The organism is Streptomyces sp. NPDC005794 (assembly GCF_042871445.1).
In the GTDB taxonomy this organism is placed as follows: domain Bacteria; phylum Actinomycetota; class Actinomycetes; order Streptomycetales; family Streptomycetaceae; genus Streptomyces.
The window spans coordinates 1-26898 of record NZ_JBIAIN010000032.1 but is presented as its reverse complement, the minus strand read 5'-3'; the positions used below and the strand labels follow the sequence as shown (position 1 = coordinate 26898).

Annotated in this window: 20 protein-coding genes and 2 pseudogenes; 13 read left to right on the top strand and 9 right to left on the bottom strand. The window is 70.4% G+C overall.

The features are described 5' to 3' along the window. Positions 1-21: 21 nt before the first annotated feature. Entirely contained in the window at positions 22-4749 is a 4728-nt protein-coding gene (locus ACFYQ5_RS34350) for a hypothetical protein (RefSeq protein ID WP_389203325.1), read from the top strand. 28 nt (positions 4750-4777) lie between these two features. Here ACFYQ5_RS34350 and ACFYQ5_RS34345 read toward each other — a convergent pair whose 3' ends face one another. After that, positions 4778-5266: a hypothetical protein gene (locus ACFYQ5_RS34345; protein ID WP_389203323.1), complete on the bottom strand. Its 489-nt coding sequence runs from the start codon at positions 5264-5266 to the stop codon at positions 4778-4780. 532 nt (positions 5267-5798) lie between these two features. On the opposite strand from ACFYQ5_RS34345, the gene ACFYQ5_RS34340 reads away from it, so the two are divergent. Genes ACFYQ5_RS34340 through ACFYQ5_RS34325 form a run of 4 tightly spaced genes read left to right on the top strand, consistent with a single transcriptional unit; the run spans position 5799 to position 10010 of the window. Further along, a complete protein-coding gene (locus tag ACFYQ5_RS34340; protein ID WP_389203321.1) occupies positions 5799-8537 on the top strand; it encodes a nitrate- and nitrite sensing domain-containing protein in 2739 nt (912 codons plus the stop codon). Next, positions 8534-8977, top strand: a complete 444-nt coding sequence (locus tag ACFYQ5_RS34335; RefSeq protein ID WP_389203319.1) for a roadblock/LC7 domain-containing protein — start codon at positions 8534-8536, stop codon at positions 8975-8977. The genes ACFYQ5_RS34340 and ACFYQ5_RS34335 overlap by 4 nt, the downstream gene beginning before the upstream one ends. A gap of 9 nt (positions 8978-8986) precedes the next feature. Continuing rightward, positions 8987-9424: a DUF742 domain-containing protein gene (locus ACFYQ5_RS34330; RefSeq protein ID WP_389203317.1), complete on the top strand. Its 438-nt coding sequence runs from the start codon at positions 8987-8989 to the stop codon at positions 9422-9424. Beyond that, a complete protein-coding gene (locus ACFYQ5_RS34325; RefSeq protein ID WP_389203315.1) occupies positions 9405-10010 on the top strand; it encodes an ATP/GTP-binding protein in 606 nt (201 codons plus the stop codon). Before ACFYQ5_RS34330 ends, ACFYQ5_RS34325 begins: the two co-directional genes overlap by 20 nt. Before the next feature lie 131 nt (positions 10011-10141). Here ACFYQ5_RS34325 and ACFYQ5_RS34320 read toward each other — a convergent pair whose 3' ends face one another. Next, positions 10142-10489, bottom strand: a complete 348-nt coding sequence (locus tag ACFYQ5_RS34320) for an Mpo1-like protein (RefSeq protein WP_389203314.1) — start codon at positions 10487-10489, stop codon at positions 10142-10144. A 127-nt stretch (positions 10490-10616) separates the two neighbouring features. Then, entirely contained in the window at positions 10617-11423 is an 807-nt protein-coding gene (locus ACFYQ5_RS34315; RefSeq protein ID WP_389203312.1) for a M15 family metallopeptidase, read from the bottom strand. Between the two features lie 39 nt (positions 11424-11462). On the opposite strand from ACFYQ5_RS34315, the pseudogene ACFYQ5_RS34310 reads away from it, so the two are divergent. The 5 genes and pseudogenes from ACFYQ5_RS34310 to ACFYQ5_RS34290 all read left to right on the top strand — a co-directional run. Continuing rightward, positions 11463-11690: pseudogene (locus tag ACFYQ5_RS34310) on the top strand (NUDIX hydrolase); the annotation flags it as partial. Between the two features lie 143 nt (positions 11691-11833). Next, the gene (locus ACFYQ5_RS34305; protein ID WP_389203310.1) at positions 11834-12196 is read left to right on the top strand and encodes a hypothetical protein; all 363 of its coding nucleotides are present in this window, start codon (positions 11834-11836) and stop codon (positions 12194-12196) included. Beyond that, positions 12115-13020, top strand: a complete 906-nt coding sequence (locus tag ACFYQ5_RS34300; protein ID WP_389203308.1) for a site-specific integrase — start codon at positions 12115-12117, stop codon at positions 13018-13020. Before ACFYQ5_RS34305 ends, ACFYQ5_RS34300 begins: the two co-directional genes overlap by 82 nt. After that, complete coding sequence (locus tag ACFYQ5_RS34295) at positions 13017-13352, top strand: helix-turn-helix transcriptional regulator (protein ID WP_319666232.1); 336 nt, start codon at positions 13017-13019, stop codon at positions 13350-13352. The genes ACFYQ5_RS34300 and ACFYQ5_RS34295 overlap by 4 nt, the downstream gene beginning before the upstream one ends. Before the next feature lie 1863 nt (positions 13353-15215). Further along, entirely contained in the window at positions 15216-15653 is a 438-nt protein-coding gene (locus tag ACFYQ5_RS34290; RefSeq protein ID WP_389203306.1) for a hypothetical protein, read from the top strand. Between the two features lie 44 nt (positions 15654-15697). Here the strand turns inward: ACFYQ5_RS34290 and ACFYQ5_RS34285 are convergent, their stop codons facing one another. The 3 genes from ACFYQ5_RS34285 to ACFYQ5_RS34275 are packed head-to-tail and all read right to left on the bottom strand — an operon-like array spanning position 15698 to position 18075. Continuing rightward, positions 15698-16492 carry a MerR family transcriptional regulator gene (locus ACFYQ5_RS34285; RefSeq protein WP_389203304.1) on the bottom strand — a complete coding sequence of 265 codons (795 nt, stop codon included), beginning with the start codon at positions 16490-16492 and terminating at the stop codon, positions 15698-15700. A gap of 15 nt (positions 16493-16507) precedes the next feature. Then, positions 16508-17269: an ABC transporter permease gene (locus tag ACFYQ5_RS34280; protein ID WP_389203302.1), complete on the bottom strand. Its 762-nt coding sequence runs from the start codon at positions 17267-17269 to the stop codon at positions 16508-16510. Further along, positions 17266-18075: an ABC transporter ATP-binding protein gene (locus ACFYQ5_RS34275; RefSeq protein WP_389203300.1), complete on the bottom strand. Its 810-nt coding sequence runs from the start codon at positions 18073-18075 to the stop codon at positions 17266-17268. Before ACFYQ5_RS34275 ends, ACFYQ5_RS34280 begins: the two co-directional genes overlap by 4 nt. A 73-nt stretch (positions 18076-18148) precedes the next feature. Here ACFYQ5_RS34275 and ACFYQ5_RS34270 point away from each other — a divergent pair. Beyond that, positions 18149-18640, top strand: a pseudogene (locus ACFYQ5_RS34270) (NUDIX domain-containing protein); the annotation flags it as partial. On the opposite strand, the gene ACFYQ5_RS34265 reads toward ACFYQ5_RS34270, so the two are convergent. Continuing rightward, positions 18614-20995 (bottom strand): TIM-barrel domain-containing protein, encoded by a 2382-nt coding sequence (locus ACFYQ5_RS34265; RefSeq protein WP_389203298.1) that lies wholly within the window; start codon positions 20993-20995, stop codon positions 18614-18616. The pseudogene ACFYQ5_RS34270 and the gene ACFYQ5_RS34265 overlap by 27 nt on opposite strands. A gap of 220 nt (positions 20996-21215) precedes the next feature. On the opposite strand from ACFYQ5_RS34265, the gene ACFYQ5_RS34260 reads away from it, so the two are divergent. Then, on the top strand, positions 21216-23192 hold the full coding sequence (locus ACFYQ5_RS34260) for an acetoacetate--CoA ligase (protein ID WP_389203296.1): 1977 nt from the start codon (positions 21216-21218) through the stop codon (positions 23190-23192). 78 nt (positions 23193-23270) lie between these two features. Then, a complete protein-coding gene (locus ACFYQ5_RS34255) occupies positions 23271-24185 on the top strand; it encodes a hypothetical protein (protein WP_389203294.1) in 915 nt (304 codons plus the stop codon). A gap of 68 nt (positions 24186-24253) precedes the next feature. Here ACFYQ5_RS34255 and ptsP read toward each other — a convergent pair whose 3' ends face one another. Both ptsP and ACFYQ5_RS34245 read right to left on the bottom strand, forming a co-directional pair. Next, entirely contained in the window at positions 24254-25924 is a 1671-nt protein-coding gene (ptsP, locus tag ACFYQ5_RS34250; protein WP_389203292.1) for a phosphoenolpyruvate--protein phosphotransferase, read from the bottom strand. Between the two features lie 74 nt (positions 25925-25998). Continuing rightward, positions 25999-26448 carry a PTS glucose transporter subunit IIA gene (locus tag ACFYQ5_RS34245; RefSeq protein ID WP_033304207.1) on the bottom strand — a complete coding sequence of 150 codons (450 nt, stop codon included), beginning with the start codon at positions 26446-26448 and terminating at the stop codon, positions 25999-26001. Between the last annotated feature and the right edge of the window lie 450 nt (positions 26449-26898).

Sequence of the window (26898 nt, the reverse complement as noted above, 5' to 3'; positions counted from 1 at the left end):
GAACGACGAGAGTCCGCCGCCATGTACGAGTTGTCCCGGGTCCGCCTCTACTCCATCGGGCCCGCCGGTGCGCGCTACGCCGACACGGTGCTCGACCTGCGTGGAGTCGGCGAGCCCGTGCCCAGACCGGCCCCGGCCCAGGCGGAGTTCTTCGAGGACGAGCCCGTCGGCCCGCCGCGCCGCCCCGCGCCCGCCGGTGTGCTGTTCCTGGAGAACGGCGGCGGCAAGTCCGTCCTGCTGAAGCTGATCTTCTCCGTGATGCTGCCGGGGCACCGCAACACCCTGGGCGGCGCCAGCTCCGGCGTCCTGCGCAAGTTCCTGCTCGCCGACGACTGCGGCCACGTCGCCCTGGAGTGGCAGCACACGCTCACCGGTGAGTGCGTCGTCGTCGGCAAGGTCAGCGAGTGGCGTGGCCGCCAGGTCTCCAACGACCCGCGCAAGTTCGCCGAGGCCTGGTACTCCTTCCGCCCCGGACCCGGTCTCAGCCTGGACAGCCTCCCCGTCGCCGAGGCCACCTCGGTGGGCCGCCCCGTCGAAGGTGTCTCGGGCGCGCGCGGCAGGCGTCGCACCATGAAGGGGTTCCGCGACGCCCTCACGGACGCCGGCAAGTTCTACCCGCACCTCGACGTGCACTGGGAAGAGATCCACGACCGCTGGAACGAACACCTCGGCGACCTCGGGCTCGACCCCGAACTCTTCCGCTATCAGAGGGAGATGAACGCCGACGAGGGCGAGGCCGCCGGTCTCTTCGCCGTCAAGAAGGACTCCGACTTCACCGACCTGCTGCTGCGGGCCGTCACCGACACCCGCGACACGGACGGCCTCGCCGACCTGGTCAGCGGCTTCGGCAACAAGCTCGGCCGCCGCGCCGAGCTCACCGCGGAACGCGACTTCACCGCCGGTTCCGCAGACCTGCTGGGCCGGATCGTCGAGGCCACCGCGACCCGGGCCCGCAGCCGTGACATCCATGCCGGTGCGGAGCGGCGCACCCGCACCCTTGCCCGCAGGCTCTCCGGCCGCGCCGCCGCGGAGCGCGGTCGCACCGCCGAGCTCGCCCAGCAGGTCACGGCAGCCGCCCACACCGTCACCGAGGCCGAGGCCGGCCGTGGCCGGCGGGACCTGATCGCGGCCGAACTGGCCTACCGGCACGCCTCCCTGGCCCTGACCGCCGCCGAGAAGAGCGCTGCGGCCCAGCGCCGCGAGCTGGGCGAGGCGCGCACCCTGCACGCTGCCTGGCAGGCCGCCGAAGCGGTCCTGCGCCACCGGGCCGCCGCCGACCGCTCGGCCCGCGTCGCCGTCGCCATCCGGGAGGCCGAGCGCGACGCGGCCCCCGCCCTGGCCGCACGCGCCACGGCGGCCGCCGACCTCGTACGCGCCCTGCACACCGCCGCCGAGGCGGGGGAGCGGGTGGCGGACGAGGAGGAGGAGCGCTCCGCGACCCTCCAGGCCACCGGGGAAGCGGCCCACCGGGACGCCACCACCGCCGCCACCGAGGCCCAGCGCGCCCGCAGCGAGGCGGGTCATCTGCGACAGCGCCTCGCCGAGGTCGAGCAGGAGACGGCCGAGGCCGTGAGTGCGGGCTGGCTCGACGACACCGCGCCGGACGCCGACCCGGCCCGTGCGGCCCTTGCCGCGAACGACGCGGAGAAGGCCGCGGTCGCCGCCTGGGACACCGCACGGGAGGCAGCCAGGTCCACCGCCGAGCAGGCCCGGGAAGCCGCGGCGGCGGAAAGCCGTACGGAGCTCGCAGCGGCCCGTGCGGCCGACGGCGCACAGGCCGCCGAACAGTCCTACGAAGCCGAGCGCAGGGCCGCCGAGTCGATCGCCGCCGAGCACCGCCTCGCCGGCCTGCTGGGCCTCCCGGCAGCCGGAGCGGGCGTCCCCCGCCCCCGCCGTGCCGCCGCCGGGACGGACGACACCGACAGCGCGCGTGAACCGGCGTCCGGGGGCGCGCACTGCCTCACGGCAGAGGAGTTCGACAACAGCGCCGACGAGCTGAGGGAGCTCCTCGACCAGGGCGTCGCCGCCGCCGAACGCAGGCTCTTCGACCTGCGCACCGCCGCCGCCGACGACTCCCGCATCCTCGGCGCCCTGGGGGACGGCGGACTGCTGCCCCCGGGGCCCGATGTCCTCGCCACCGTCGAATACCTCGGTGAACACGGCATCCCGGCCCTGCCCGGCTGGCGTTATCTCGCCCAGGCAGTCGACCCCGCCGACCACGCGGCGGTCCTGGCCGCACGGTCCGAGCTCGTCGACGGTGTCGTCATCACCGACCCGGACGCGCACACCCGCGCACGCGAGGTCCTGGCCGCCGCCGCCCTGCTGCCCCGGTCGGCCGTGGCCGTCGGCACCACCGCGGCCCTTCTCGCGCCCGTACCGGCGCCCGGCGTGGCCGGCGCCGGTCCCGACGACGTGTTCCTCGTCCCGCCGAACCCCGCGATGCACGACGAACACGCCGCCGACGAGGAGCGTCAGGCGCTCAGGGCCCGTGCCGCCGCACGCGACGAGGACATCAGGACGCTCGCGGCGCGGCTCACCGCCGACCGCTCGCTGGCCGCCCGTATCGGCTCCTGGCGCGCCGACTGCCCGCCCGGGATGCTCGCCGAGCTCGGCGAGGCCGCCCGTACCGCCCGCGCCGCCGCGGAAACCGCCGAAGCCGCGCTCGCCGAGGCACGTACCGTCCGCGCGGAGGCCGACGAGGCCGCCGCTGACGCCGCGCGCGTGCGGGACGACCGGCAGGAGGCGGCCCAGCGCGCCCGCCGGGCCGCCGACGCGCTCGCCGGCCTCGCCCACCGCCTCCGTGACCGGGCGGGCTGGCAGGCACGGCTGCGCGAACTGACCGACGAGGCAGCCGAGTCCGAGGCACGCGCCACGGCGTACCTGGAGCGGGCACGCGCCGCCGACGAGGACCGCCGGGCGGCACAGCGAGCCGCGGACGACGCCCATCGCACCGCCCGTGCCCTGCGCGCCGAGCGCGCCGAGATCGCGGGCGCCCCGGAGACGCTTCCGGAGTCCGACGCCGCCACTGCGCGTATCTCCCTGCCCGCCTTGCGCGAGGCGTACCGGGCGGCTTCCCAGCTCTACGAGAAGGTGGGCGTCGGAGCCGACCTGCGCGCCGAGCAGGCGCGCGCCGAGAGCGACGAGAGCGCCGCCCTGGCCGAACTCGACCGCCTCACCAACAAGGTCCGCACCCGGGCCGCCCACCTGCTCGAAGGCACCGACGGAGCCGACGGGCCCTCCCGGCAGGCGGCCGCCGCCCGCGCCGAGTCCCACGTCCAGCTCCTGGAGACCAGGGCGTCCACGGCCAGCGAACAGCTCGGCCGGCTGCGCGGCGAAGCCGAACGGCTCGCTCCTGTCGACGAGGCGCCCCACCACACCGAGCTCCCCGCCGACCTGGCCCCGGCCGACGCCGAGCAGGCTCAGACCCTGCTCCGCACGGCCACGGCCGAACTGGCTTCCGCCACCACGGCGCTGGACACCGCGCGCGCCGCTCACGCCGAACTGCTGCGCGCCCACCGCACCGCCGAGGACTCGGCGAGCGGCTTCGACGAGACCGCCGCGCTCCTGCGCGACCTGCTCAGGGACCACGGCGCGGAGGACGAGGCCGAGACCCCCGACCCGTATCCGGGCACCCTGGAGGAGGCCAGGCAGTCCGCCGCCGAGGCCCGTCGCTCACTGCGCGCCTGCGCCACCGACCTGTCCGCTGCGGAGGGTTCCGTACGGGAGGCGAGCGACGTCCTGGTGCGGCACGCCAACTCCACCCGCTACGAACAGGTCCGCACCCCGGCCCGCCAGCAGATCCGGGAACTCCCGGCAGCCGCCCTGCCCGACCACGCAGAGAAGTGGGCGGCGGCCTTCGCGCCCCGGCTGCGTGTGCTCACCGACGAGCTGGCCCAACTGGAACGCAACCGCGACTCCATCGTCGACCGGCTCCGCGGACTCGTGGAGTCCGCCCTCACGACGCTCCGCTCCGCCCAGCGGCTCTCCCAGCTGCCCGAGGGGCTGGGGGAGTGGTCCGGCCAGGAATTTCTCCGGATCCGCTTCGAGGAACCCGACCAGGCCACGCTCACCGAGAGGCTCGGCGAGGTCATCGACGAGGCCACCCACGCGGCCCTCAAGAGGAACTCCGACCTGCGCAGGGACGGAATGTCCCTCCTGCTGCGCGGGGTACAGGCGGCGCTGCAGCCCAAGGGCATCGCCGTGGAGATCCTCAAGCCGGACGCGGTGCTCCGCGCCGAGCGTGTCCCGGTCGGACAGATGGGCGACGTCTTCTCCGGCGGTCAGCTGCTCACCGCCGCGATCGCGCTGTACTGCACGATGGCAGCCCTGCGGAGCAACGACAGGGGCCGTGACCGGCACCGTCACGCGGGCACGCTCTTCCTCGACAACCCCATCGGGCGTGCCAACGCCACCTACCTGCTGGAGCTGCAGCGCGCCGTCTCCGACGCTCTGGGAGTCCAGCTGCTCTACACGACCGGGCTGTTCGACACCACGGCGCTCGCCGAATTCCCGCTCGTCATCCGCCTCCGCAACGACGCGGACCTGCGGGCGGGGCTGAAGTACATCAGCGTGGAGGAGCACCTCAGGCCGGGGCTGCCTCAGCAGGACCCCGGGGGCGAGACCGTCCACGGTGAGATCACCGCGACCCGCATGTTCAAGCGGACCGGCGACGCGTCCGGCACCGCGGGCGGGGCGGCGGTCCCGGAGACGCGTACGGAGATGACGGACACGGAAGCCGCACAGGCCTGAGCGAGGAGGGAGGCCGGGGCGCAGGCGGTCAGGCCCGGGAGAGCCGGCCTTCGCCCCGGCGCCGTATCCGTGCCTCGCCGCGCGCCTGGCGCCGGGCGGCGCGCCTGGCTGCCCGGCGCTCCCGGCGCATACGGCGCGCCGTGCTGCTGGGTACGGACACCACGCCGTTGCGCTGGTTCCACACCTGCCGGGTCACCCAGACGTCCAGCACGGACCAGGTCGCCACCACTGTGCTCGCGACTCCGCTCAGCACCATGGGGAAGGCGAGCCAGGACTCGGCGAGCGTGGACAGGAAGGCCACCATGGCCTGAATGATGGTCAGCGACATGATGAGGACGGCGCGGACGGCGGCCGTCCGTACGGGATCCGGCATCCTCCTCCGTATCGCGGGTTCCTCCACCCATAGCTGCCGCGGGATCCGGGCACCGGCCGCAGACGCGTCGGATGCAGACATACCGGCCGCAGACGCACGGGCCGCCGATGATGTCGCCGTACTCCGGCGCTCATCCGTGTCCAAGGATCTTCAACTCCCCACCAATGTCCGACTCAAGGGTGGCTGCCCGGCTTGCACCCGTTCTACGCGGGATGAGCCGCTTGCCTGTCGCACGTACCCCGTGAGGTTATTCCGCCCCGTACGTCTGGACGAACGTCAGGTCGCGAAGATTCCCCGTCGAGAGCCTCAACCGGCCTCGAAGAGGCACGGAACGAAGAGTTCCAGCCAACTGCCTTGTGTGGATGCTGCGCGTTCGGCCAGGAGTTCTCTGTCGCTTTCGCGAACTTCTTCGCCGGGAATACCGGGACAACTGGTGAGCAACTCGGGGAAGAGCGACCGGAAAACGTCCGGACACGTCTTCGAGTTACCGGCAGGTCAGTAGTAGGCTCGCGCCGTTTGTTGACGGAACACCGGCCGACGCCCGGTGGGCCGCGGCAGGAACACCGCGACAACGAGGAAGACCGGGCGGCCGGAAGCGCCGGAAGCGCGGTCGGACACACGATCGGGCACGCAGACACAACCACCCCCGCAGTGCGGGGCCGAGCTGGGGGAGGCCATGCGCTTTCGCGGGAAGTCCATCCGCAGGAAGATCGTGGCGTTGCTCCTGGTGCCGCTCGCCTCTCTCGCAGGTCTCTGGGTCTTCGCCACGTACCACACGGGTCGTGAGGCCGGTGAACTCATAGGTGCGAGCACCATCGTGGAGCAGGTCGGCCACCCGCTGGAAGACACCATCCGCGCCGTTCAGGACGAACGCCGCCAGACGCTCGTCTTCCTCGCGGACCCCCGGGCCTCGGACGCCCTGCCGCTTCTGCGCCGCCGGCGCGCCGCGACCGACCGGGTCGCGGCCGAGGTCATGCGGAGCGCGAAGAGCCAGGACATCCGGGAGGAGCTGAGCACGGAGTCGGAGGCCCAGCTCGACTCGATCCTCAGCGAGATCGACGGCCTGGACGCGCTGCGCGGGTCCGTCGAGGAACGCACCATCGACCGGACCAGGGCCCTCGACTTCTACAACGGTCTCGTCGACCCCTGCTACCGCTTCCTGAACGGTCTCCACACGATGGAGAACGTATCGATGGACAAGCAGGTCCGGGCCCTGGTCGGTATCTCCCGGGCCCGCGAGATGCTCTCCCGCGAGGACGCCCTGATCGCGTCCGGCCTCGTCGCGGGACGGCTCGGCGCCCCCGAGCTCCGCGTCGTCTCCGACCTCGCCGCCAGCCGCACGCTCCTGTACGAGGTCAACCTCGAGCTCCTGCCGGCGAGCGAGCGCGGGCGTATGCAGCAGTACTGGCGCAGTCCCGACACCGATCCGCTGCGCACGACCGAGCAGAGGCTCATCGCCGCGGGTCCGGTCACGAAACCGGGCGCCGTCGACGCCGCGCGCTGGGAGGAAGTGGCCCCGCCGGTCCTGGAGCACCTGGCCAACGACGGCACCGAGATGTCCAACCGCTTCCAGGACCGCGCCGAACCCGCCGGCTACCGGGTCCTGATCCAGGCCGGTGTCGCCGGCGTCCTGGGATTCGTCGCCCTGCTCGTCTCCGTCTTCGTCTCCGTACGCGTGGGACGCGAACTCATCCGCGACCTCTCCCGGCTACGCAAGGACGCCCACGAGGTGTCCGGAGTACGGCTGCCCAGCGTGATGCGGCGCCTCGCCTCGGGCGAGCAGGTCGACGTGGAGACCGAAGCCCCCCACCTCAGTTACGAGCGTGACGAGATCGGCCAGGTCGGGCAGGCTCTCAACACCCTGCAGAGGGCAGCCGTCGAGGCCGCCGTCAAACAGGCGGACATGCGCCGTGGCGTCTCCGAGGTCTTCGTCAACCTCGCGCGCCGCAACCAGGTGCTCCTGCACCGCCAGCTGACGCTCCTGGACACCATGGAGCGGCGTACCGAGAACAGCGACGAACTCGCCGACCTCTTCCGCCTCGACCACCTCACCACCCGCATGCGCCGCCACGCCGAAGGCCTCGTGATCCTCTCCGGGGCGGCACCGTCCCGGCAGTGGCGCAAGCCGATCCAGCTGATGGACGTGGTGCGGGCGGCGGTCGCGGAAGTCGAGGACTACGAGCGGATCGAGGTCCGGCGCCTGCCCCGCATCGGCGTGGGCGGCCCGGCCGTCGCCGACCTCACCCACCTGATCGCTGAACTGCTGGAGAACGCCACGGTGTTCTCGCCCCCGCACACCGCGGTCCAGGTGCACGGCGAACGCGTGGCCAACGGCTTCACCCTCGAGATCCACGACCGCGGTCTCGGCATGGCGCCGGAAGTCCTCCTGGACGCCAACCTGAGGCTCGCCGAGACACCTGACTTCGAACTCTCCGACACCGACCGGCTCGGCCTCTTCGTCGTCAGCCGGCTCGCCCAGCGGCAGAACGTCAGGGTGTCGCTGCAGACCTCGCCGTACGGAGGGACGACCGCGGTCGTCTTCATCCCGGCGCAGCTGCTCACCGACGCCCCCGACACCCACGGCACCGGCTTCCGTCTCGACCGCCGGGCCGAGAAGGCGATCGGCAGCGGCCGGCCGGGCAGTCAGGCACCCGGCAGCGACAAGGCCCGCAGGGACGGTGTCGCGGACACGAGTATCCAGGGCAGATCGACCGGGCTCTCCCCGGTACCCACCGCCCTCACCGACCCGTCCGTGCTCGACGGCCCCGTCGAACTCGAAGGCCCGGTGGGCACACTCGGGTTCACCGATGACCCGGCACTCGACCGGGAGCTCGATCCGGCACTCGCCCCGGTCCTCGACGGGGTGTCGGATCTCGAGGACACCGAGAGCGAACGGGGCGGCATCTTCCGGGCCCGGGACCTGCGCAGGGCAGCGGACAGGGAGCAGCACCAGCAGGCCTTCGACGCGTCGGACGGCCGCTCCGCGGACGTCCGGCCGATGCGGCCCGCCGGTCCCGTCCCGCTGCCGCGACGCAAGCCGCCGACCCTCGTCGCCGAGCACGGCCGCCGGATCGGAGACGGGGGCCGCCGCCCCCGCCCCGGTACACCCGACGCATCCGCCCCGGGCCCTGAAGCCGTCGACGCGGAGCCCGGCAAGGACACGGTGGGAGGCCTCCCACGCAGGGTCCGGCAGGCGAGCCTCGCCCCACAGCTCCGGGAGGACTCCGCAGGGCGGACTTCCGGCCACGTCCCCGCGGACACCGACGACGACCTCGAACGTGACGCGGACGAAGTACGCAATCGCATGGCTTCGCTTCAACGCGGCTGGCAACGCGGCCGTCGGCAGAATGCCGAGGACGCGACCGGCCCCGGCGAGACAGCACCAGGAACGACTCCGGGAGGGGACGGTCGATGACCGCACCGAACGCCGCAGCACACAACGCCGCACGCCAGGGCTCCGGCCAGCTCAACTGGCTCCTCGACGAACTGGTCGAGCGCGTCGCGAGCATCCGTAAGGCGCTGGTCCTCTCCAGCGACGGCCTCGCCACCGGCACGTCCCAGGACCTGACCCGGGAGGACAGCGAGCACCTCGCGGCCGTCGCCTCGGGATTCCACAGCCTCGCCAAGGGGGTGGGCCGCCACTTCGACGCGGGCAAGGTCCGCCAGACCGTGGTCGAGCTCGACGAGGCCTTCCTCTTCATCACCGCGGCCGGCGACGGCAGCTGTCTCGCCGTGCTGGCCGACTCCGACTCGGACGTCGGACAGGTGGCGTACGAGATGACGCTGATGGTCAAGCGCGTGGGGGCGCACCTGGCCAACGCCCCCCGGACCGACGGTCTGCCCGCCGGAGGGTGAGGTGAGGGGATGAGCGCAGACTCCGTCCGGGACACCGCGTCCGGATCACCACCCGCTCCCACCGGAGTGGGTTCCTCGCGCTGGTACGACGCCGAAGCGGGGCCGGTGGTCCGGCCCTACGCGATGACCCGGGGGCGTACCAGCAGCGCGTCCCGTCATCGCCTCGACCTGATCGCGATCGTCATCCCCGAACCGGCGGCGGACGATCCCGGCCGGGATCAGACGCTCTCCCCGGAACACGTGGAGATCGTCGAACTGTGCAGCGACATGCCCCAGTCGATCGCCGAACTCGCCTCCGGGCTCGACCTCCCCGTCGGGGTGGTCCGTGTCCTGGTCGGTGACCTCGTCGAGGACGAGCTGGTGCACGTCACCCGTCCTGTTCCGCCGGCCGAGCTGCCGGACGAGAGCCTTCTTCGCGAGGTGATCAATGGCCTTCGGGCGCTCTAGCCGCAGAAAGCGGCACGTCGAGCCCGTCACCCTGAAAATCCTGGTGGCGGGCGGCTTCGGCGTGGGCAAGACGACCCTGGTGGGCGCGGTCAGCGAGATCAGACCGCTGCGCACGGAGGAGAGGCTGAGCGAGGCCGGCCGTCCCGTCGACGACCTGGCGGGGGTCGAGGCCAAGAAGACCACCACGGTGGCCATGGACTTCGGCCGGATCACCTTGCGCGAGGACCTGGTCCTCTATCTGTTCGGGACTCCCGGGCAGGACCGTTTCTGGTTCCTCTGGGACGAGCTGGCCCAGGGCGCCCTGGGCGCGGTGGTCCTCGCGGACACCCGCCGGCTGGAGGACTGCTTCGCGGCGGTCGACTACTTCGAGCGCCGGGGGATTCCGTTCACGATCGCGGTCAACCTCTTCGACGGTGCCGGGCAGTTCCCCACCGAGACGGTCCGGGCAGCACTCGACCTCGACCCCGAGGTGCCGGTCCTGCTCTGCGACGCGCGCGACCGGACGGCCGTACGGGATGTGCTGGTCGCGGTCGTGGAGCACGCCGTGGTGCGTGCCGACCGGCTCCGGGAACCCGTCAGGACCTGACAGCCGCACGTGACGCGGTCCGTACCCCCGCCGACCGGGGTACGGACCGCGCGTACGGTGCGGGGGGCAGCGGGCGCGAGAGAAGTCTTCACCCCGGGTGACGGGGCGTCAACCCTCGGCGCATCCAGAGGTCACGGGTTCTCGGCCAGCCACTTGGCCGCGGTCTCGGCCAGTTCGCCGTCCCGCCCGGCGAGCATCATCCGGATCATCTGCACGTCGCCGCGCAGCGACCACACGGGATGCCCGAACGTCGCCGGATCGTTCTTCTCGATGAGGTAGTGCGCGGGCCACGCGGTGCCGTACCCGAAGAGGGGCAGGGCCAGGACATACCGCTTACGGCCGCGCGCCAGACCGTAGGCGGAAACCGCGAGGCCGGTCAGGGTCCCGGTCAGATGGACCCACCGGGTCGCCGCCCTGGAGTGCATGGCGACGTAGTAGGGCCAGAACTCTTCGTACGAATCGAACGTCTGCTGTGACATGAGGGCACGGTAATGGCTCGGTCGGCAACCGGATACGTCAGTTCCGCGTCAGACATCGAGAACGGGCGGCCGGAGCCCACGGGGGTGGTCCCGGTCGCCCGTTCTGCGCCCGTTTCCCGCCCGGCCGTCAGTGCCCCGCGACGGAGCGCCTGGCCACCGGGAAGTCGAAGTACGTGTCCGGGAAGAGCTCGGGCCTGTAGGTGAAGTGCCACCACTCCTCTGCCAGATTCACGAACCCCAGGCCGGTGAGCGTCTCCTTGAGGAACTGCCGGTTGGTACGCTGCGCCCCCTGCACCCGAGGGTCGTCCGTGTGCGACAGGGTGTCGAAGCAGTCGTACCCCGTGCCCATGTCCACCGAGCTGTCGGGGAAGCGCTCGCCCTCCGGCGCGTAGCACGGAGCCAGGTCCTCGCCCGGCTCGTACGGCCTGGTCGGTTGCTCGGGGAGCTTCACCAGGGTGAGGTCCACCGTGCTGCCCCGGCTGTGCCCGGACTTCTCCGCGATGTAACCGTCCTCGAACAGCCGCGTCTTGTCGACCACCGGATAGAACTCGTCCTTCATGGCCTGGTCGTCCAGATCCTTCGCCCAGCGCACGAAGTGGTCCACGGCACGCTGCGGCCGGTAGCAGTCGTACACCTTGAGCGAATAGCCCTGACCCAGAAGGCTCTGCTGGGCCGTGTGCAGCGCCTGGGCGACGGGCCGGGTCAGGATGCAGACGGGCTGCCGGTAGCCGTCCACCGGCTCTCCCATGAAGTTGTGCGCGGTGGTGTAACGCATCTCCGTGATGATCGTCCGATCGACGGAGCGGAGGTCGACGAACTCCGGCGGAGCCTTGGGTTCGGTCCTGGCCGCCGCCACCGGGGCGGCGGCGGTCACGGCGAGCAGAGCGGCACCGGCGGCGGCCAGGGCGCGGAGAGCACGAGCTATTCCTGTCATGGGCACACCGTCTATCAGTTTCGGAGCCGCAAGAGAAGAGTGATCGGATACAGTCCGCCCGTGAAGGACTCCCACTGCAACAGCTGCGGGGCCCCGTACGCCGACGACGCCTGGCCCCGCACCTGCGCGGCGTGCGGCCACTCCGTCTATCGCAACCCGCTGCCCGTGGCCGTCGCCCTGCTGCCCGTCACCGGACCGCCCGGCACCGGCCTCGTCGTCATCACCCGCACCATTCCCCCGCACCGGGGCGGGATCGCGCTAACTGGAGTACGAGCGGGTTCCCTGAGGGGCTGATCGGCGCATCCTTCCATTTCAGCTGGCAGGAGGCTCGAAGGGCTCCCACATCGGCCTCTCAGGATGTTGGGCCGTTCTCCTGCATTTCAGGACTCACTGCTGTAATTTCAACGTCCGTGGCAGATCCCGGGACTCGCGTGCTCTCCCTCGTACCGCCTCCCAGCGAACCGCCGCCCGCAGAGACGGAGTTGCTGGGAGGCGAGCCGGGGCTGAGCGACGTGCTGTTGCTGCAGCGCCGGTACGCAGGCGGGGCGGACGAGGAAGGCGAGCAGCTGTTCTTCATGGACGCGCTGGTCGAGTACCAGTGGGCGCGAGATGTGGCGGGCCTGGCGTCCTCCACCCTGGACGGGCTGACGAAGCCAGTGATCGAGGTGTGCGACCACTACGGTGTCGTGCCGTGGCGGCTGAGCCCCGCCACGTCGACGGCTACTTCGCCGGAGTCGGCAAACGCCAGGCACCGACAGTGCGATCGAAGCTGAACCGGATCGACCACTTCTTCGCGTTCCTGGAGCAACGCTACGCGCACGAGATCTTCCAGCGGTTCGGCGCGGCGGTCGAGTCGCCGGTCGATCCGTTCAACCGACACGCGCACCGCGGTGACTTCGGCCTGCGGGTGCCACCGTCGGCCCGGGCGGTTGGCGAGTTCTTCGCCGGTTGGCGGCGGGAGCTGGCGCACGCCCGCAAGGAGGCGGTGGCGTGCAGGGACTACGTGATGGCGAAGTTGATCTACATCTCCGGGGTGCGGGCCTCGGAGCTTTGCCAGATGCGCATGAAGGACCTGCACTGGGAGGCCGGCGACTTCGGGCGGTTCGTCGTCCAGGGCAAGGGCGCCCGAGGGTCGGGGCCGCGGCAGCGAGAGGCGTTTCTGTTCGCCGAGGGACGTGAGTTGCTGTGGTGGTACGTGGAGGAAGTCCGCGGGTTGTTCTCGGACGACCCGGAGCACCCTGAGTCGCCGGTGTGGCCCTCTGCGCGCCTGGCGCGGGATGTTGGCGGCATGCCGAACCCTGTCGGCCCGGCGGTGACAACGTCGACGCTGCGGAAGGCGCTGGCGAGAGCATCGGAGGCGCACCTTGCAGGTCCGGTCGAGCGGATCTTTCCTCATCTGCTTCGGCATGCTTGTGCCACACACCGTTACGAGGCGGGGATGTCGCTGTGGGAGGTGCAGAAGTTGCTCGGCCATGACTGGACGACGACCACGGTTCGGTACATTTTGTCCGCTCAGAGCGACCCAGAGATGGCCAGCCGACGTTCGTCGGCTCGGGCCGCACAACGACTGCGCGTGGACACGGGGGGGTTGTCGTGAAGTGGAACCTACGGTGGGCGGCGGCCAACCGAGGCATCTGGAGGCCCAGTGACCTGATGCCCGTGTTCAAAGAAGTCGGCTTCACTCCGTCGGTGTCGAAGGTCTCCGCGCTCTGGTCGGGCACACCGGTAACGGTGCGGTTGGACGATCTGGACCTGATCTGCGCTGCTCTTCAGTGCACGGTCGCGGACCTGCTCGTCGCCGAACCTGTAGCCGGGAAGACGCCGGTGGCCCAGGACGAGGGGCTCGCGACGGCTGCGGGCGAGTCGCCCAGGCCGGTGCCGCGCCGGTCCACCGGGGCGGGGCGGCCCAGGTCGCTCCCACCGAACTGAGGTGGCCCCAAGACGAAAACGCCCCAAACGTCTGCCCTCGCTGGGGCAGTGCGCCGGCTGCCTTGGCTGGGGGCTGCGGGTCCAGTCGCCGTTCTGCTCCCCCTGCCATCAGTGGCGCTCCAAACGGAACCACCCGGAGGGCGAGTGCAGACGGTGCAAGCGGCTGTGGCGCATCAACGATGAAGGCTTCTGCCGGGCGTGTGTCGTAGCTGTCACCGAGTACGACGCGGCCTGGTACTTCGAACCCGCAAGGGCCGCAGAGCAGCCGGCATGGACCCAGCTCGCGTTCTGTCTGCCCGCCTCCGTCCGTCGGCCTGCCTTGCCCACCGGTACCTACCGCCTGCAGACTGACGGCCGCTACCACGCACCTGGCTGGGCACGTGCTCAGCGCCCCGCCTTCGTCGTGGACGACGAGCGGATCTGTCAGCCGGCAGTGCGTGGACAGGTGGCCCTGTTCCCTGCGTCGTACCGGCTGCTGGAGCGCCACGCCGTCGCGATTCGCAGCCGATTCCAAGACGATCTGATCCGGCTCAAACTACTGGTCGGTCAGGTGCAGGCCGAGCACTGCCTCGGGCGTGCATGGCGCGTCAGCGCCATGAACATGTTGGCCCTTGCGCTGGCGGCGCGCGACGCGGCCGGCCAGGACCTGGTCGACGCCGCGATCCTTGACGCCCTGCCTCACCGGCCCGTCGGACTTACCCGGGTCTTGAACAAGGCTGGCTGGCTCGCCCCTGACCTAGACCGCGAGGTGGTCCTGCTGCCGCACGCCCAGCGGGCCCGCCCCCAATCTCAGCCACGAAGTTGCGATCACTGCCTTTCGTGGGGCCGAAACCAAGTGTGCGACGCCTGTAGGCACTGGCGTCGTGTTTACGCTGACCAGCAAGGATGTTGCGGTCGGTGCGGCGCCGGGCCGCTTCCTCTGCGGAACGGTCGATGCCGCGACTGCACTCGACAGCGCCTTCGCCTGGGTCCTGACCCCGATGCCTCTACCTGACGACAACTACGGTTTGCCGAAACGTCCTTGGCGAACGGCAGCGCGATCCGTCGCGAGCTCCGCGCGGATCGCCTGGAGCTCAGTCCGCCAGTCGTACTTCAAGGTCAGGCGATCCTCTTTGAGGTCGAGCGAGACTGGCGCCCGCTGGCCGGAGCCCTGCTGCCGGCCCCACTACCGCCGGTGAAGGCCCTGCTGGCGGACTTCGCCCGATACACCACCGAGAATCGCTGGAACCAAGAAAGGTCCACGAGCCCAGTGCCCGGGTACTACGAGTGGCCGCCACTTGGCTGGGCGCCGACACCGCCTTCCGCGAGGATGAGCTCCGGGCACTGCACCGCCCCGGGTTGGCGGCAAGGGTCGCATTCGCGGGCTTCTCGCCTTCCTGAACCAACGCGAACAGCTCGTCACCTCGCCGCCACGGCGCAACCGCCACGAGGCTTCCGTCCAGCGCACCATCGCCGCCCTCCCTCCACGAATCAGCGACGGACTCAGCACGTGGGTCGGGGTCTTGCGTGGCACCAGCAGGCCCCACCACCGCGTCACCGACTACGACGCGATGCGCCGCTACCTCTTCTATCTGGCCGCGCCACTCGCTGACTGGACCACCCGCTACACCACCTTGCGTCAGGTGACGGAGGCTGACGTCACAGCCGCTGTCACCGCGGTCAAAGGCCCACGCGCCCACGAGCGCGCTGTGGCGATCCGGTCGCTCTTTCGAGCCCTGAAACACACCAAGCTCGTCTTCGCCGACCCCACCCGCGGTCTTCGCATAACCCGTCAGGAACTGCTGCCCACGACTCTGGCCCCCGGCCGGGCTGGCCGGGCTTCTGGAGACCACCTCCAACCCGGCTACCCGTCTGGTTCTCGCCTTGGTCGCCCTCCACGCAACAAGCGGCACCGACCTGCGCAACCTCGTCCTCGCCGACGTGCTGCTCACCCGACGGCAACTTCTGATCCGCCGCCCCCACAGCCGTCACGTCGTCCACCTCGACGACACCACAGATGCCCTACTGCATGCCTGGCTCCGCTACCGCCATCAGCGTTGGCCACGCACCGTCAACGCGCACCTGCTGGTCACTCAACAGACCGTCAGCGCGACCGATCCTGTCTCCGCGGACTACGTCTACAGGCGCTTCGATCCCGCCGGTCTGACTCTGCGCGCAGTTCGCGCCGACAGAATCCTGGATGAGGCCCGCGAGACCGAAGATCCCGTCCACCTGGTCCGTGTCTTCGGAATCTCCATCACCACTGCCATGAAGTGCATCCACGCTGCCCACCCCCACCGCCTCGGCCCTGTTCCTCGCTGAGGCAGACGGCCGTCCCCGGGAAGCACGTGCACCCCCAAATAGCGTCACGCTGGCGGCAGCTCAGTGTTGAGTCTCGTGGCAGGCACTCGCTCGATGCGGGTCCAGCCCCTCCAGCCCCGCTCCTCCAGGATCGCCAGCAGCCGCGCGGCGTGCGGTGAGGACTCGACCATGGTCGAGTCCAGCAGTTCGACGAACTGGTCGTCGATGCCGTCGTCGGCGCCCACCTCGCCGGCCTCCACAGCGCGAACCATCAAGCGCTCCATGATGTCGGCGACCTCGACGATCCGCAGATCGTCGGCTGGCCAGTCGAGTGCCCCGCTGAGAAGGCTGTAGAGCTTCACCATCTCGGGGTCGTCCAGCTCCTCGTGCTTCTTGGCGATCACGGAGTCGATCGAATGCGGCACCTGGGCGGCGATCATGATCCAGGCGTCCCGCTCCATCTCGATGTACCGCTCCTCAACGCCGAGACCGCGCAGCCGGTCGAGGTAGTCCACGACGCTCTGCGGGAGCGCCAGGTGCTCTCCGGCGGCGAGCCTGGCGAGTCGGCTGCGGGTGTCCTGCAGCCGCCGGATCTCGGCGCGTAGGGCCTTGTCGATCTCCTGGGCGCCGCCGGCGAACTCCTCCGGGCCGGCGGTGAGGAGTTCCTGCACCCGGGCCAGCGGTACGCCGGCGTCTGCGAGGGTGCGGATCCGGATCAGTCGCACGACCGCGACAGCGTCGTAGGTCCGGTATCCGGACCGGTCGCGTTCGGGCTCCGGCAGCAACCCGATCCGGTGGTAGTGGCGTACCGCCCGCACCGTCACCCCGGCGTACGACGCAAGTTGGCTGATGGTGAGCATGGGTCTCAGCCTGCCTCAGGCGATCTTCCGGCGATATGCGGCCATCGCGAAGACGTACGCCACGACGAGGATGCCGACGCACCACGCGAGGGCGGTCCAGATGTCGCCACCGACCGGCTGCTGGGCGAATAGGTTGCGGATCGTGTTGACGATCGACGTCACCGGCTGATGTTCGGCGAACCAGCGTAGCGGGCCGGGCATCGTCTTTGTGGGCACGAACGCCGAGCTGACGAACGGCAGGAAGATGAGGGGGTAGGCGAAGGCGCCAGCGCCCTCGACCGACGACGCAGAAAGCCCGGGGATCACGGCGAGCCAGGTCAGCGCCAGGGTGAACAGGAGCAATATGCCGGTGACCGCGAGCCATGCCGACACTCCTGCCCCTGAGCGGAAGCCCATGAGCACAGCGACGCCCACCACGAGCACGAGCGCGATCAGGACGGCGACCAAAGAGGTGACGACGTGGGCCCACAGCACACCCGACCGCGCGATCGGCATGGACTGGAATCGTTCGAAGACCCCGCTCTTCACATCGGTGAACAGCCGGTACGCAGTGTAGGAGATGCCTGAGGCGATGGTCATGAGCAGGATGCCGGGCAGCATGTAGTTCACGTACGGAACCGACCCGGTGTCGATGGCGCCGCCGAACACGTAGACGAACATCAGCATCATGGCGACCGGCGTGATGGCGGTCGTGATGATGGTGTCCATGCTGCGGGTGACATGGCGCAGGGTCCGCCCCGTCAGCGCGGCAGTGTCGTTAAGGAAGTACGCGGTCATCCTCGTCCCCCAGTTGTCGTGCCAGTGACGTCGCTCTTGTCGCTGCCGCCGATGACTGCGAGGAAGATTTCCTCGAGAGTCGGCTGCTTCTCGACGTACTCGACTTTGGCGGGTGGGAAGAGTTGCTTGAGCTCGGTGAGGGTGCCGTTGACGATGATCCGGCCCTGGTGGAGGATCGCGATCCGGTCGGCCAGCTGCTCTGCCTCGTCCAGATACTGCGTGGTGAGCAGCACTGTCGTTCCGTGGCCGGCGAGTTCCTTGACCGCATCCCACACCTCGATGCGCGCCTCGGGGTCAAGACCGGCCGTCGGCTCGTCCAGGAAAATCACCGGCGAATTCCCGATGAGGCTCATCGCGATGTCCAGCCGGCGGCGCATCCCACCCGAATACGTGGACACTCTCCGCGCGCCCGCCTCGCTCAGCGAAAAACGCGTCAGCAGGTCGTCCGCGATCGCGCCAGGGTCCTTGATGTGGCGCAGCTTGGCGACGAGTACGAGGTTCTCCCGACCGCTGAGGATCTCGTCGACGGCCGCGAACTGCCCGGTGAGACTGATGGACTCCCGCACGTCCGTCGGTTGCGTGGCGACGTCGAAGCCGTGGACGCTCGCCGTTCCTGCGTCGACCTTCAGGAGCGTGGCGAGGATCCTCACGGTCGTAGTCTTGCCCGCACCGTTGGAGCCGAGCAGGGCGAAGATGCTGCCCGGCGCCACGTCGAAGTCCACACCGCGCAGCACTTCGAGCTTCCCGTACGACTTCTTGAGACCTTGCACGCGAATCGCCGGACTGGCGATCGATTGGGCTGTCATCGTCATCTGCCTCCTTCGCGGAGCTGTTCCAGGCGACTGCGCGGAAGCTCCTCCCGGAAGAATGGAGGGTTGACCCAGCGTCAAGGTCAAGCCCGTTCCGACCACGGCATCCAGATCGCCGACTGGCCAGACGCACCGCAGCGATGACGGACCGCTCGCCCCGAGCTCGTTCGGCCGCGAACCCGCCATACTCGTAGCTGTCGGTGAACCACTCACGCGTCGGTTCCTGCGACTCACCGGCCAGAAATCAACGAACCCGCCTGCTTCGCCCGGCGGCTACATCGACCGGTCCGAGGACTGGCGCCACGCCGTCGTCCGCGAACTGCGCGAGGAGACCGGCATCCGGGCCGACGAGACGGACGTACGCCTCGCCGACGCCCTGAGCTCCCCGGACGGCCACCTGCTGCTCTTCGGCCTGCTCCCGCCGCGCCCCGCCGGGGAGCTCCCGCCTTCCGCCCCGACGGACGAGACCTCGGGCCACGACGTGCTGTACACCCCGGACCAACTCGCCTTCCCGCTGCACACCCGGGCCGTACGCTCATGGTTCGAGGGCGCCTACCGCTGAGCCCGGGAGCCCCCGCACACGGACCGGATACGGCACCAGCCCCTCCTCACCGTCACGCTCCACGACAACGCGCCCGGCCCTGAGGCACGACGTGTAGCGCTCCACCTCGGCCTGTGCCCACCCGTCGCCCACATCCCGCACGACCAGCCCGCCCCCGGTACGCCCGGCGGCCGGAGCCCACACCTCCAGTTCGAGGCCTCCCTCCGGGCCCCGCACCGGAAACACCGCACCGGCCCTCGCCAGCACCGGAATCCGTGACAACGGCGCGGCCACCACCACCTGGCCCGGCCCCTCGTACGCCCGCCCGGTCGCCGTGTCGTACCAGCGCCCGTGCGGCAGCCGCACCGAACGGCGGTCCGTCCCCTCGTCCAGCACCGGCGCGACCAGCAGGGCGTCACCCAGCAGGAACACGTCCTCGCAGTCCCGCAGCTCCCGGTCCCCCGAAGCGCCCCACCACGCAGGCCGCACATACGGCGCACCCGTCAGCCGGGCCAGCTGCGCCAGCGTCACGAAGTACGGCAGCAGCCGCTCCCGCTCCTCCAGCGTCTCCCTGGCATACGCGAGCACCTCAGGCCCGAACTCCCACGGCTCCCGGCGCCCCGCGCCGATGGCCGAGTGCGTGCGGAACAACGGCATGTACGCGCCCAGCTGGAACCAGCGCAGATACAGCTCCGGCGACGGCGACCCGTCGAACCCGCCGACATCCGGACCCGAATACGGCACCCCGCAGAGCCCGAGCCCCAGCACCAGGGCCAGCGACGCCCGGAGCCCCGGCCACCCCGTGGCCACATCACCGGACCAGGTGCCGCCGTACCGCTGCATCCCCGCCCAGCCCGAACGGGAGAACAGGAACGGCCGCTCCTCCGGGCGCAGCCGGCGCAGTCCCTCGTACCCGGCCCTCGCCATCGTCAACGCGTACACGTTGTGGGCCTCCCGATGGTCCCCGCCACGGCCCTCCAGGGAGTGCCGGGACGAACGGGGCAGCGACGGATCCCCGAAGGCCGAGAACGACACCGGCTCGTTCATGTCGTGCCACACCCCGGAGAACCCCTGGCCCAGCCGCTCCTCGTACAGGGCGCCCCACCACTCCCGCACAAGCGGATCGGTGAAATCCGGATAGACGCACGCACCCGGCCAGACCTCACCGAGCACCGGCACCCCCTGCGGATCCCGGACGAACGCGCCCTCCGCACCGACCTCCAGGCCGCTGTCGAACACCGTGTTGCCCGCCGATGCCCGCACCGCGGGATCGACGATCGACACCAGCCGGACGCCCTCCTCGCGCAACTCCTCCGCCAGCCGGGGCAGATCGGGGAACCGTTCCCGGTCGACCGTGAACACCTGATGCGCGTCGTAGTGGTCGATGTCCAGATGCACCGCCGACAGGGGCAGTTCCCGCTCCCGGTAACCCGTCACGATCCGCCGCACCTCCCGCTCGCTGCCGAACCCCCAGCGCGCGTGCTGCGGACCCAGCGCCCAGGAGGGCGGCAGCGCGGGCGCCCCCGTCAGAGCCGTCCACCCCTGCAGCACCCTGGCCGGCGTACCCACGACGACCCAGCAACGGAGCGGCCCGCCGTCCATCCGCACCTCACAGGTGCCAGGCCGGTCATGCCCCGAACCGGCGCCCTCCTCGCCCTCCCGGAGCGTCACCCTGCCCGACCAGGAGTTGTCGTGGAACGCCAGATGGGTTCCCGCGTCGGAGACCACCAGTTGCACCGGCATCGTCAGGTACAGCGGATCGTCCCCGGGCTCGAATCGCCCGCCCGGATCGGTGTTCCACAGCCGGTACGTGCCCTCGCGCAGCCTCGGCCCCCCGGACCGCCCGCCCAGCCCGAAGAAGCGCGCGTCGGCAGGGACCTCGGACCGCTGCACCCACCGTGGCTCGCCACCCTCCACCGTTTCCCACCAGCGCGGCGGCAGTTCCCGGCGCAGCAGCACCCCACCCGGCGTACGCAGCTCCACCGCTCCGAGCCGCGACACGACGACCGTCAGCCGCTCCGAGACGACCTGCCAGCCACCATTCGTGTCCGGCTCGAGGCACGCCCGCGGATCAGGATCGGGCTCGGCCCCCGGCAGGGCGTACGAGGGCAGCGGCCCGGCGTCGTCCCAGGACCAGAACACCGCACCGCCCACCGCCACCCGGACCCGCAGCCGCGAGCGGGCGAACCGTACGACTCCACCGCCCGGCCCGGGCTCAGCACCGGCCAGGAGACCGGGCACACGTGCCCGCTCCGCACCGCGCGGCTCCAGATCCCGCGCATCCGCACGGCGATGCCGCCAAGCCGAGCGCACCGTACGCATCCCCTGTACAGAACCGACCATTTTCACCGAGCGCACCAGGTCACGACCATCCATGCGGGCCAGCCTGCCATCCGCCGCGACGGAAACGTGTTCCGTTCAACTTCCGTTCACCTGGGTCACACGACACGGCCGGACACGCAACCACGGCAGGGGAACCCTGGTGCGCAAGACGATCACATGGCATCGTCCGTGAAAGCCGTTCACGCGCACACCCCAGCCCGTGCGCGCGACGCACGCACACCCCGCGTACACCCCGAAAGCCCAGGGAGTCCCCATGACGTCAGCAGCCGGCGAAGCCCCCCTCTGGCAGCCGGAGCCCCAGCGCGTCGAGGCCGCGGCCGTCACCCGCTTCCAGCGATGGGCGGCCGGGCACTACGGAGCCCCCGCCGACGGTGGATACGCGGCACTTCACCGCTGGTCGGTCGAGGAACTCGACACCTTCTGGCAGGCAGTCGCCGACTGGTTCGACGTACGCTTCTCCACCCCGTACGAGGCCGTCATCGGCGACCGGGCCATGCCTGGCGCCCAGTGGTTCCCCGGCGCCACCCTCAACTACGCCGAGCACGCCCTGCGTACGGCCGACGACCCGCTCCGCGCGGACGCCCCCGCCCTGCTGTACGTCGACGAGACCCACACCCAGGTCGCTGTCAGCTGGTCCGAACTCCGCCGTCAGACAGGCTCACTGGCCGCAGAACTCCGCGCCCTCGGCGTCACCCCCGGCGACCGGGTCAGCGGATACCTCCCCAACATCCCCCAGGCGGTCGTCGCGTTCCTCGCCACCGCCGCGGTCGGCGCAGTCTGGACCTCCTGCGCCCCCGACTTCGGCGCCCGCAGCGTCCTGGACCGCTTCCAGCAGATCGAGCCCGTCGTCCTCTTCACCGTCGACGGCTACCGCTACGGCGGCAAGGAGCACGACCGCACCGGAACCGTGGCCGAACTCCGCCGCGAACTCCCCACCCTGCGCGCGGTCGTCCACATCCCGCTCCTCGGAACGGACGCGCCCGAAGGCACCCTCGAATGGTCGGCCCTCACCGCCTCGGACACTCGACCGGTCTTCGAGCAGGTCCCCTTCGAGCACCCGCTGTGGGTGCTGTACTCCTCCGGCACGACCGGACTTCCGAAGGCGATCGTCCAGTCCCAGGGCGGAATCCTCCTCGAACACTTCAAGCAGATCGGGCTGCACTGCGACCTCGGCCCCGACGACCGCTTCTTCTGGTACACCTCCACCGGCTGGATGATGTGGAACTTCCTCGTCTCCGGCCTCCTCACCGGCACCACCGTCGTGCTGTACGACGGCAGCCCCGGCTATCCGGACGTGAGCGCCCAGTGGCGCGTCGCCGAACAGACCGGCGCCACCCTCTTCGGTACCTCGGCCGCCTACGTCATGGCGTGCCGGAAGGCGGGCGTCCACCCCGGCCGCGACCACGACCTCAGCCGTGTCCAGTGCGTCGCCACCACCGGCTCCCCGCTCCCGCCCGACGGCTTCCGCTGGCTGCACGACGAGATCGCCGACGACCTGTGGATCGCCTCCGTCAGCGGCGGGACGGACGTCTGCAGCTGCTTCGCGGGTGCGGTCCCCACCCTGCCGGTCCACATCGGCGAGCTGCAGGCCCCCTGCCTCGGAACCGACCTCCAGTCCTGGGACCCCGCAGGCCAACCGCTCACCGGCGAAGTCGGCGAGCTCGTCGTGACCGCACCCATGCCGTCCATGCCGGTCCGCTTCTGGAACGACCCCGACGGCCGCCGCTACCACGACAGCTACTTCGACATGTACCCGGGCGTCTGGCGCCACGGGGACTGGATCACGCTCACCGACCGCGGCTCGGTGGTCATCCACGGCCGCTCCGACTCCACGCTCAACAGGCAAGGTGTACGGATGGGGTCCGCCGACATCTACGAGGCGGTCGAGCGACTCCCCGAAATCCGTGAGTCCCTCGTCATCGGCATCGAGGAGCCGGACGGAGGCTACTGGATGCCCCTGTTCGTCCACCTCGCCGCGGGTGCCACACTCGACGACGGACTTCGCGACAGCATCAAACGGACCATCCGCGAAAACCTCTCACCCCGGCATGTACCGGATGAGGTCATCGAGGTCCCCGGCATCCCGCACACTCTCACCGGCAAGCGCATCGAGGTTCCGGTCAAGCGTCTGCTCCAGGGCGCAGCCCTTTCCGAGGCGGTCAACCCAGGCTCCGTCGACAACCTGGAACTCCTCCGCTTCTACGAGGACCTCGCCCGCGAGCGCCACTGATCCGGCCGACGGGCCGGCCGTTGTCAGTCCCCCTGATTACGCTGAGTGAGCATCGATCGACAGTGCACAGGGGGATTCATGGCGCACATCAGGCAGACCAGGCGCAGCCGGCAGCGCTCCGGAACATCCATGCGACGCGCACTGCGCCGCGAAGCACCCAGTACGGTCGGCCTGCTGGTCGACCCCGAAGACTTCGCGGCCATGCGGAACTACCGCAGCTTCACCTTCGACGACCACGCGGTCTACCTCCAGCAGGTCGAAGGCCTGCTGCGGACGCTCGCCGCCCAGGGAATGCACACCACCGTCGCCCTCTTCGACCCGGAGGACTACGCGGAGTTCTGCACCGAATCCGGCCTCGACCCCGACGAGCGCATGAGCCGAGGCCGCTTCACCGCCGAAATCGCCGCAGGCGGCGCCACCGTGGCCTACACCGGCCAGCCCATCGACACGCTGATCCCGCTGCTCGTCTCACGAGCGGTCCGCCGTGCGACATGGGAATACGCCACGATGCTGCTCGCCGGCCTCGGCGACTGCGCGGACTGCGGGCAGGACATCGGCCGGGCCGCCTTCGACAGGGCGTCCCACCTGCTGACGCGCCTGCTGGACACGGCGGGACCGGGCACCCACCACGTCGTCTGCAGCACGCCCACGGAGAACGAACAACTCCTCGCCGTCCTCCACACCGCCCGGGACATGGACGGACCGGCCCGACTGGAATCGTCGGAAGGGGCGGAGTTCGCCACGGTGCTCGCCGTCGGCGTCGCTCTCGAGACCCAGGGAGGCGTCGTACTGCGCACCACGGCGCCCGACACCCCTGACCGGGTGCACGGCTGGCGCCTGCACCAGGGGAGCCTCCTCCCGCTCACGGCGGGCGAGGTCTTCAACGCCTACTGCACCGACGCAGACACGGGCGAACCGGTGGCACCGGAATCCGGCGTCGAGTACTGCGCGGGATTCGACCTCGGCGCGGACGAACCGGAGCCCCACCGCTGACAGGCCGAAGGGGTTCCCACCGAACCGGCGGGAACCCCTTCACATCCGACTGCGTCCGGCGGACGGTGTCACTCGCCCGACAGCACCGCCTGCGCCGCGGTCCGCGCTTCATCGGCGGAGTCCGCAGCACGCGCGGCGGAGGCGGCGCGCTCGCACTGCGCGAGCGTGTGCTTCGCCAGCGTCGCCCGCACATAGGGAATGGACGCCGCACCCATCGACAGAGAGGTGACACCCAGGCCGGTCAGCACACACGCCAGAAGTGGGTCCGAAGCGGCCTCACCACAGACACCGCAACTCTTGCCCTCGGCCCTGGCGGCGTCGGCGGAAAGCGCGACGAGGTCGAGCAGCGCGGGCTGCCACGGGTCCTGCAGCCGGGATACGGCGCCCACCTGACGGTCGGCCGCGAAGGTGTACTGCGCCAGGTCGTTGGTACCGAGCGACAGGAATTCCACCTCCTGAAGGATCGAGCGAGCCCTGAGGGCGGCGGACGGAATCTCCACCATCGCCCCGAACTTCGCCTGCAGTCCCGCCTCACGGCAGGCGTCCGCGAACGCCTTCGCGTCGGCACGGTCGGCGACCATCGGGGCCATGACCTCGAGGTACACCGGCAGCCCCTCGACGGCCCTGGACAGTGCCGTCAACTGGGTCCGCAGCACATCGGGGTGGTCCAGCAGACTCCGCAGCCCGCGCACACCCAGTGCGGGGTTGGGCTCGTCGGCAGGGGTCAGGAAGTCCAGCGGCTTGTCGGCACCGGCGTCCAGCACCCGCACCACGACACGCCCCTCGGGGAACGCCTCCAGCACCGCGCGGTATGCCGCGATCTGCTTCTCCTCGGACGGCGCCTGCTTGCTGTCGTCCAGGAAGAGGAACTCCGTACGGAACAGCCCGACGCCCTCGGCACCGGCCTCCAGGGCCGCCGGCACATCGCCGGGACCACCGACATTGGCGAGCAGCGGCACCTTGTGACCGTCGGACGTGGCCCCGGGACCGGTCACGGCAGACAGCGCCGCCTTGCGGGCCGCCGAAGCGCTCTCCATCTCGGCGCGCTTCTCCTGACTCGGCTCGACGAAGATCTCGCCGGTGCTGCCGTCCACCGCCACGACCGTGCCCTCTGCGATCTCACCAGCGCCGGGCAGAGCCACCACGGCCGGCACTCCGAGAGCTCGCGCGAGGATGGCGCTGTGGCTGGTGGGCCCGCCCTCCTCCGTGACGAAGCCGAGCACCAGGGTGGGGTCGAGCAGGGCCGTGTCCGCGGGAGCCAGGTCACGCGCGATCAGGACGTACGGCTCATCGCTGTCGGGTACACCCGGCATCGGAACGCCGAGCAGGCGTGCCACGATCCGGTTCCGCACGTCGTCGAGGTCGGCGACACGCCCTGCCAGGTACTCCCCGGCATTGGCGAGCAGAGCGCGGTACGCGGCGAACGCGTCGTAGACACCGCGCTCGGCGGTGCTGCCGACGGCGATACGACGCTCGACATCGGCGATGAGCTCGGGGTCCTGCGCCATCATGGCCTGGGCCTCGAGCACGTGCTGAGCCTCGCCCCCCGCCAGATTGCCGCGCGCGATCAGGTCGGCCGCAACAGCTTCCACGGCCTGGCGGGCACGCCCCTGCTCGCGCTCGGCCTCATCCGCGGGAATCTGTTTGGCCGGCGGCTCGAGCACCGCTGTACCCATGTGCCGAACCTCGCCGATGGCCACACCGTGGCTCACGCCGACGCCTCGCAGCGTTGTCTCCATTTCACCCGTCTCCGATTGTGCGGCGGCTGCACCGCCGCGGTGGATACCCAACTGGCATGACTGAGCTGAGGGTGTCACTGCCAGCCGAACAGCGTCTCGCCGACCTTCACATCGCCGTCCTCGCGGACATCGGAGAGGGACTCGGCGGTGGCCTCCAGGGCCACGACCGGGCAGATCGCGGACTTACCGGCAGCCTCGACACCGGCCGGGTCCCACCGGACGATGCCCTGACCGCGGGTCACCGTGTCCCCCTTGTTCACGAGCAGCTCGAACCCCTCGCCGTTGAGCTGCACGGTGTCGATCCCGAGGTGCGTCAGCACCCCGTGTCCCTGGTCATCGACGACGACGAAGGCGTGGGGGTGGAGGGAGACGACGATTCCGTCGACCGGCGAGACGGCCTCGGAAGGCTCGCGCACGGGATCGATAGCTGTACCGGGACCCACCATCGCTCCTGAGAACACGGGGTCGGGAACCGCGGTGAGTCCGATGGCACGGCCGGCAAGAGGGGACGTCACTGTGGTCATGGAGAGCCTCCAGGGGTGGGGATCCGTATGTCACCGCCATGGCTGATGGAGGGCGGCGTACTGATCAGCAGCGTAAGTCATATGAAGTCCCGGTTCCGCCCGAGAGCTACCGGTTGCCCGACCCAGGGGCACACCGGAAACGATTTGCCTCGCCTCACAGCGGCCTGTACTGTCGAACCCCTGCCTGGCCCCCATACGACTTCGAGTCCGGGGTCGGCAGCGACTCCCAAGCCCAGACTGCAACTCTGATCGTGTTCTTCGCATGCCTGCGAGACCCCGGTCAAAGGAATGGGAAAAGGCCTGATAGAGTCGGACTCGCCGGAAAGGGAAACGCGAAAGCGAAGAACTGGAAAGCGAAAAAGCAGGAACCCGCTTCGACCGGGAATCGGACACGAAAGAGTCTGATAGAGTCGGAAACGCAAGAACGAAGGGAAGCGCCCGGAGGGCCCC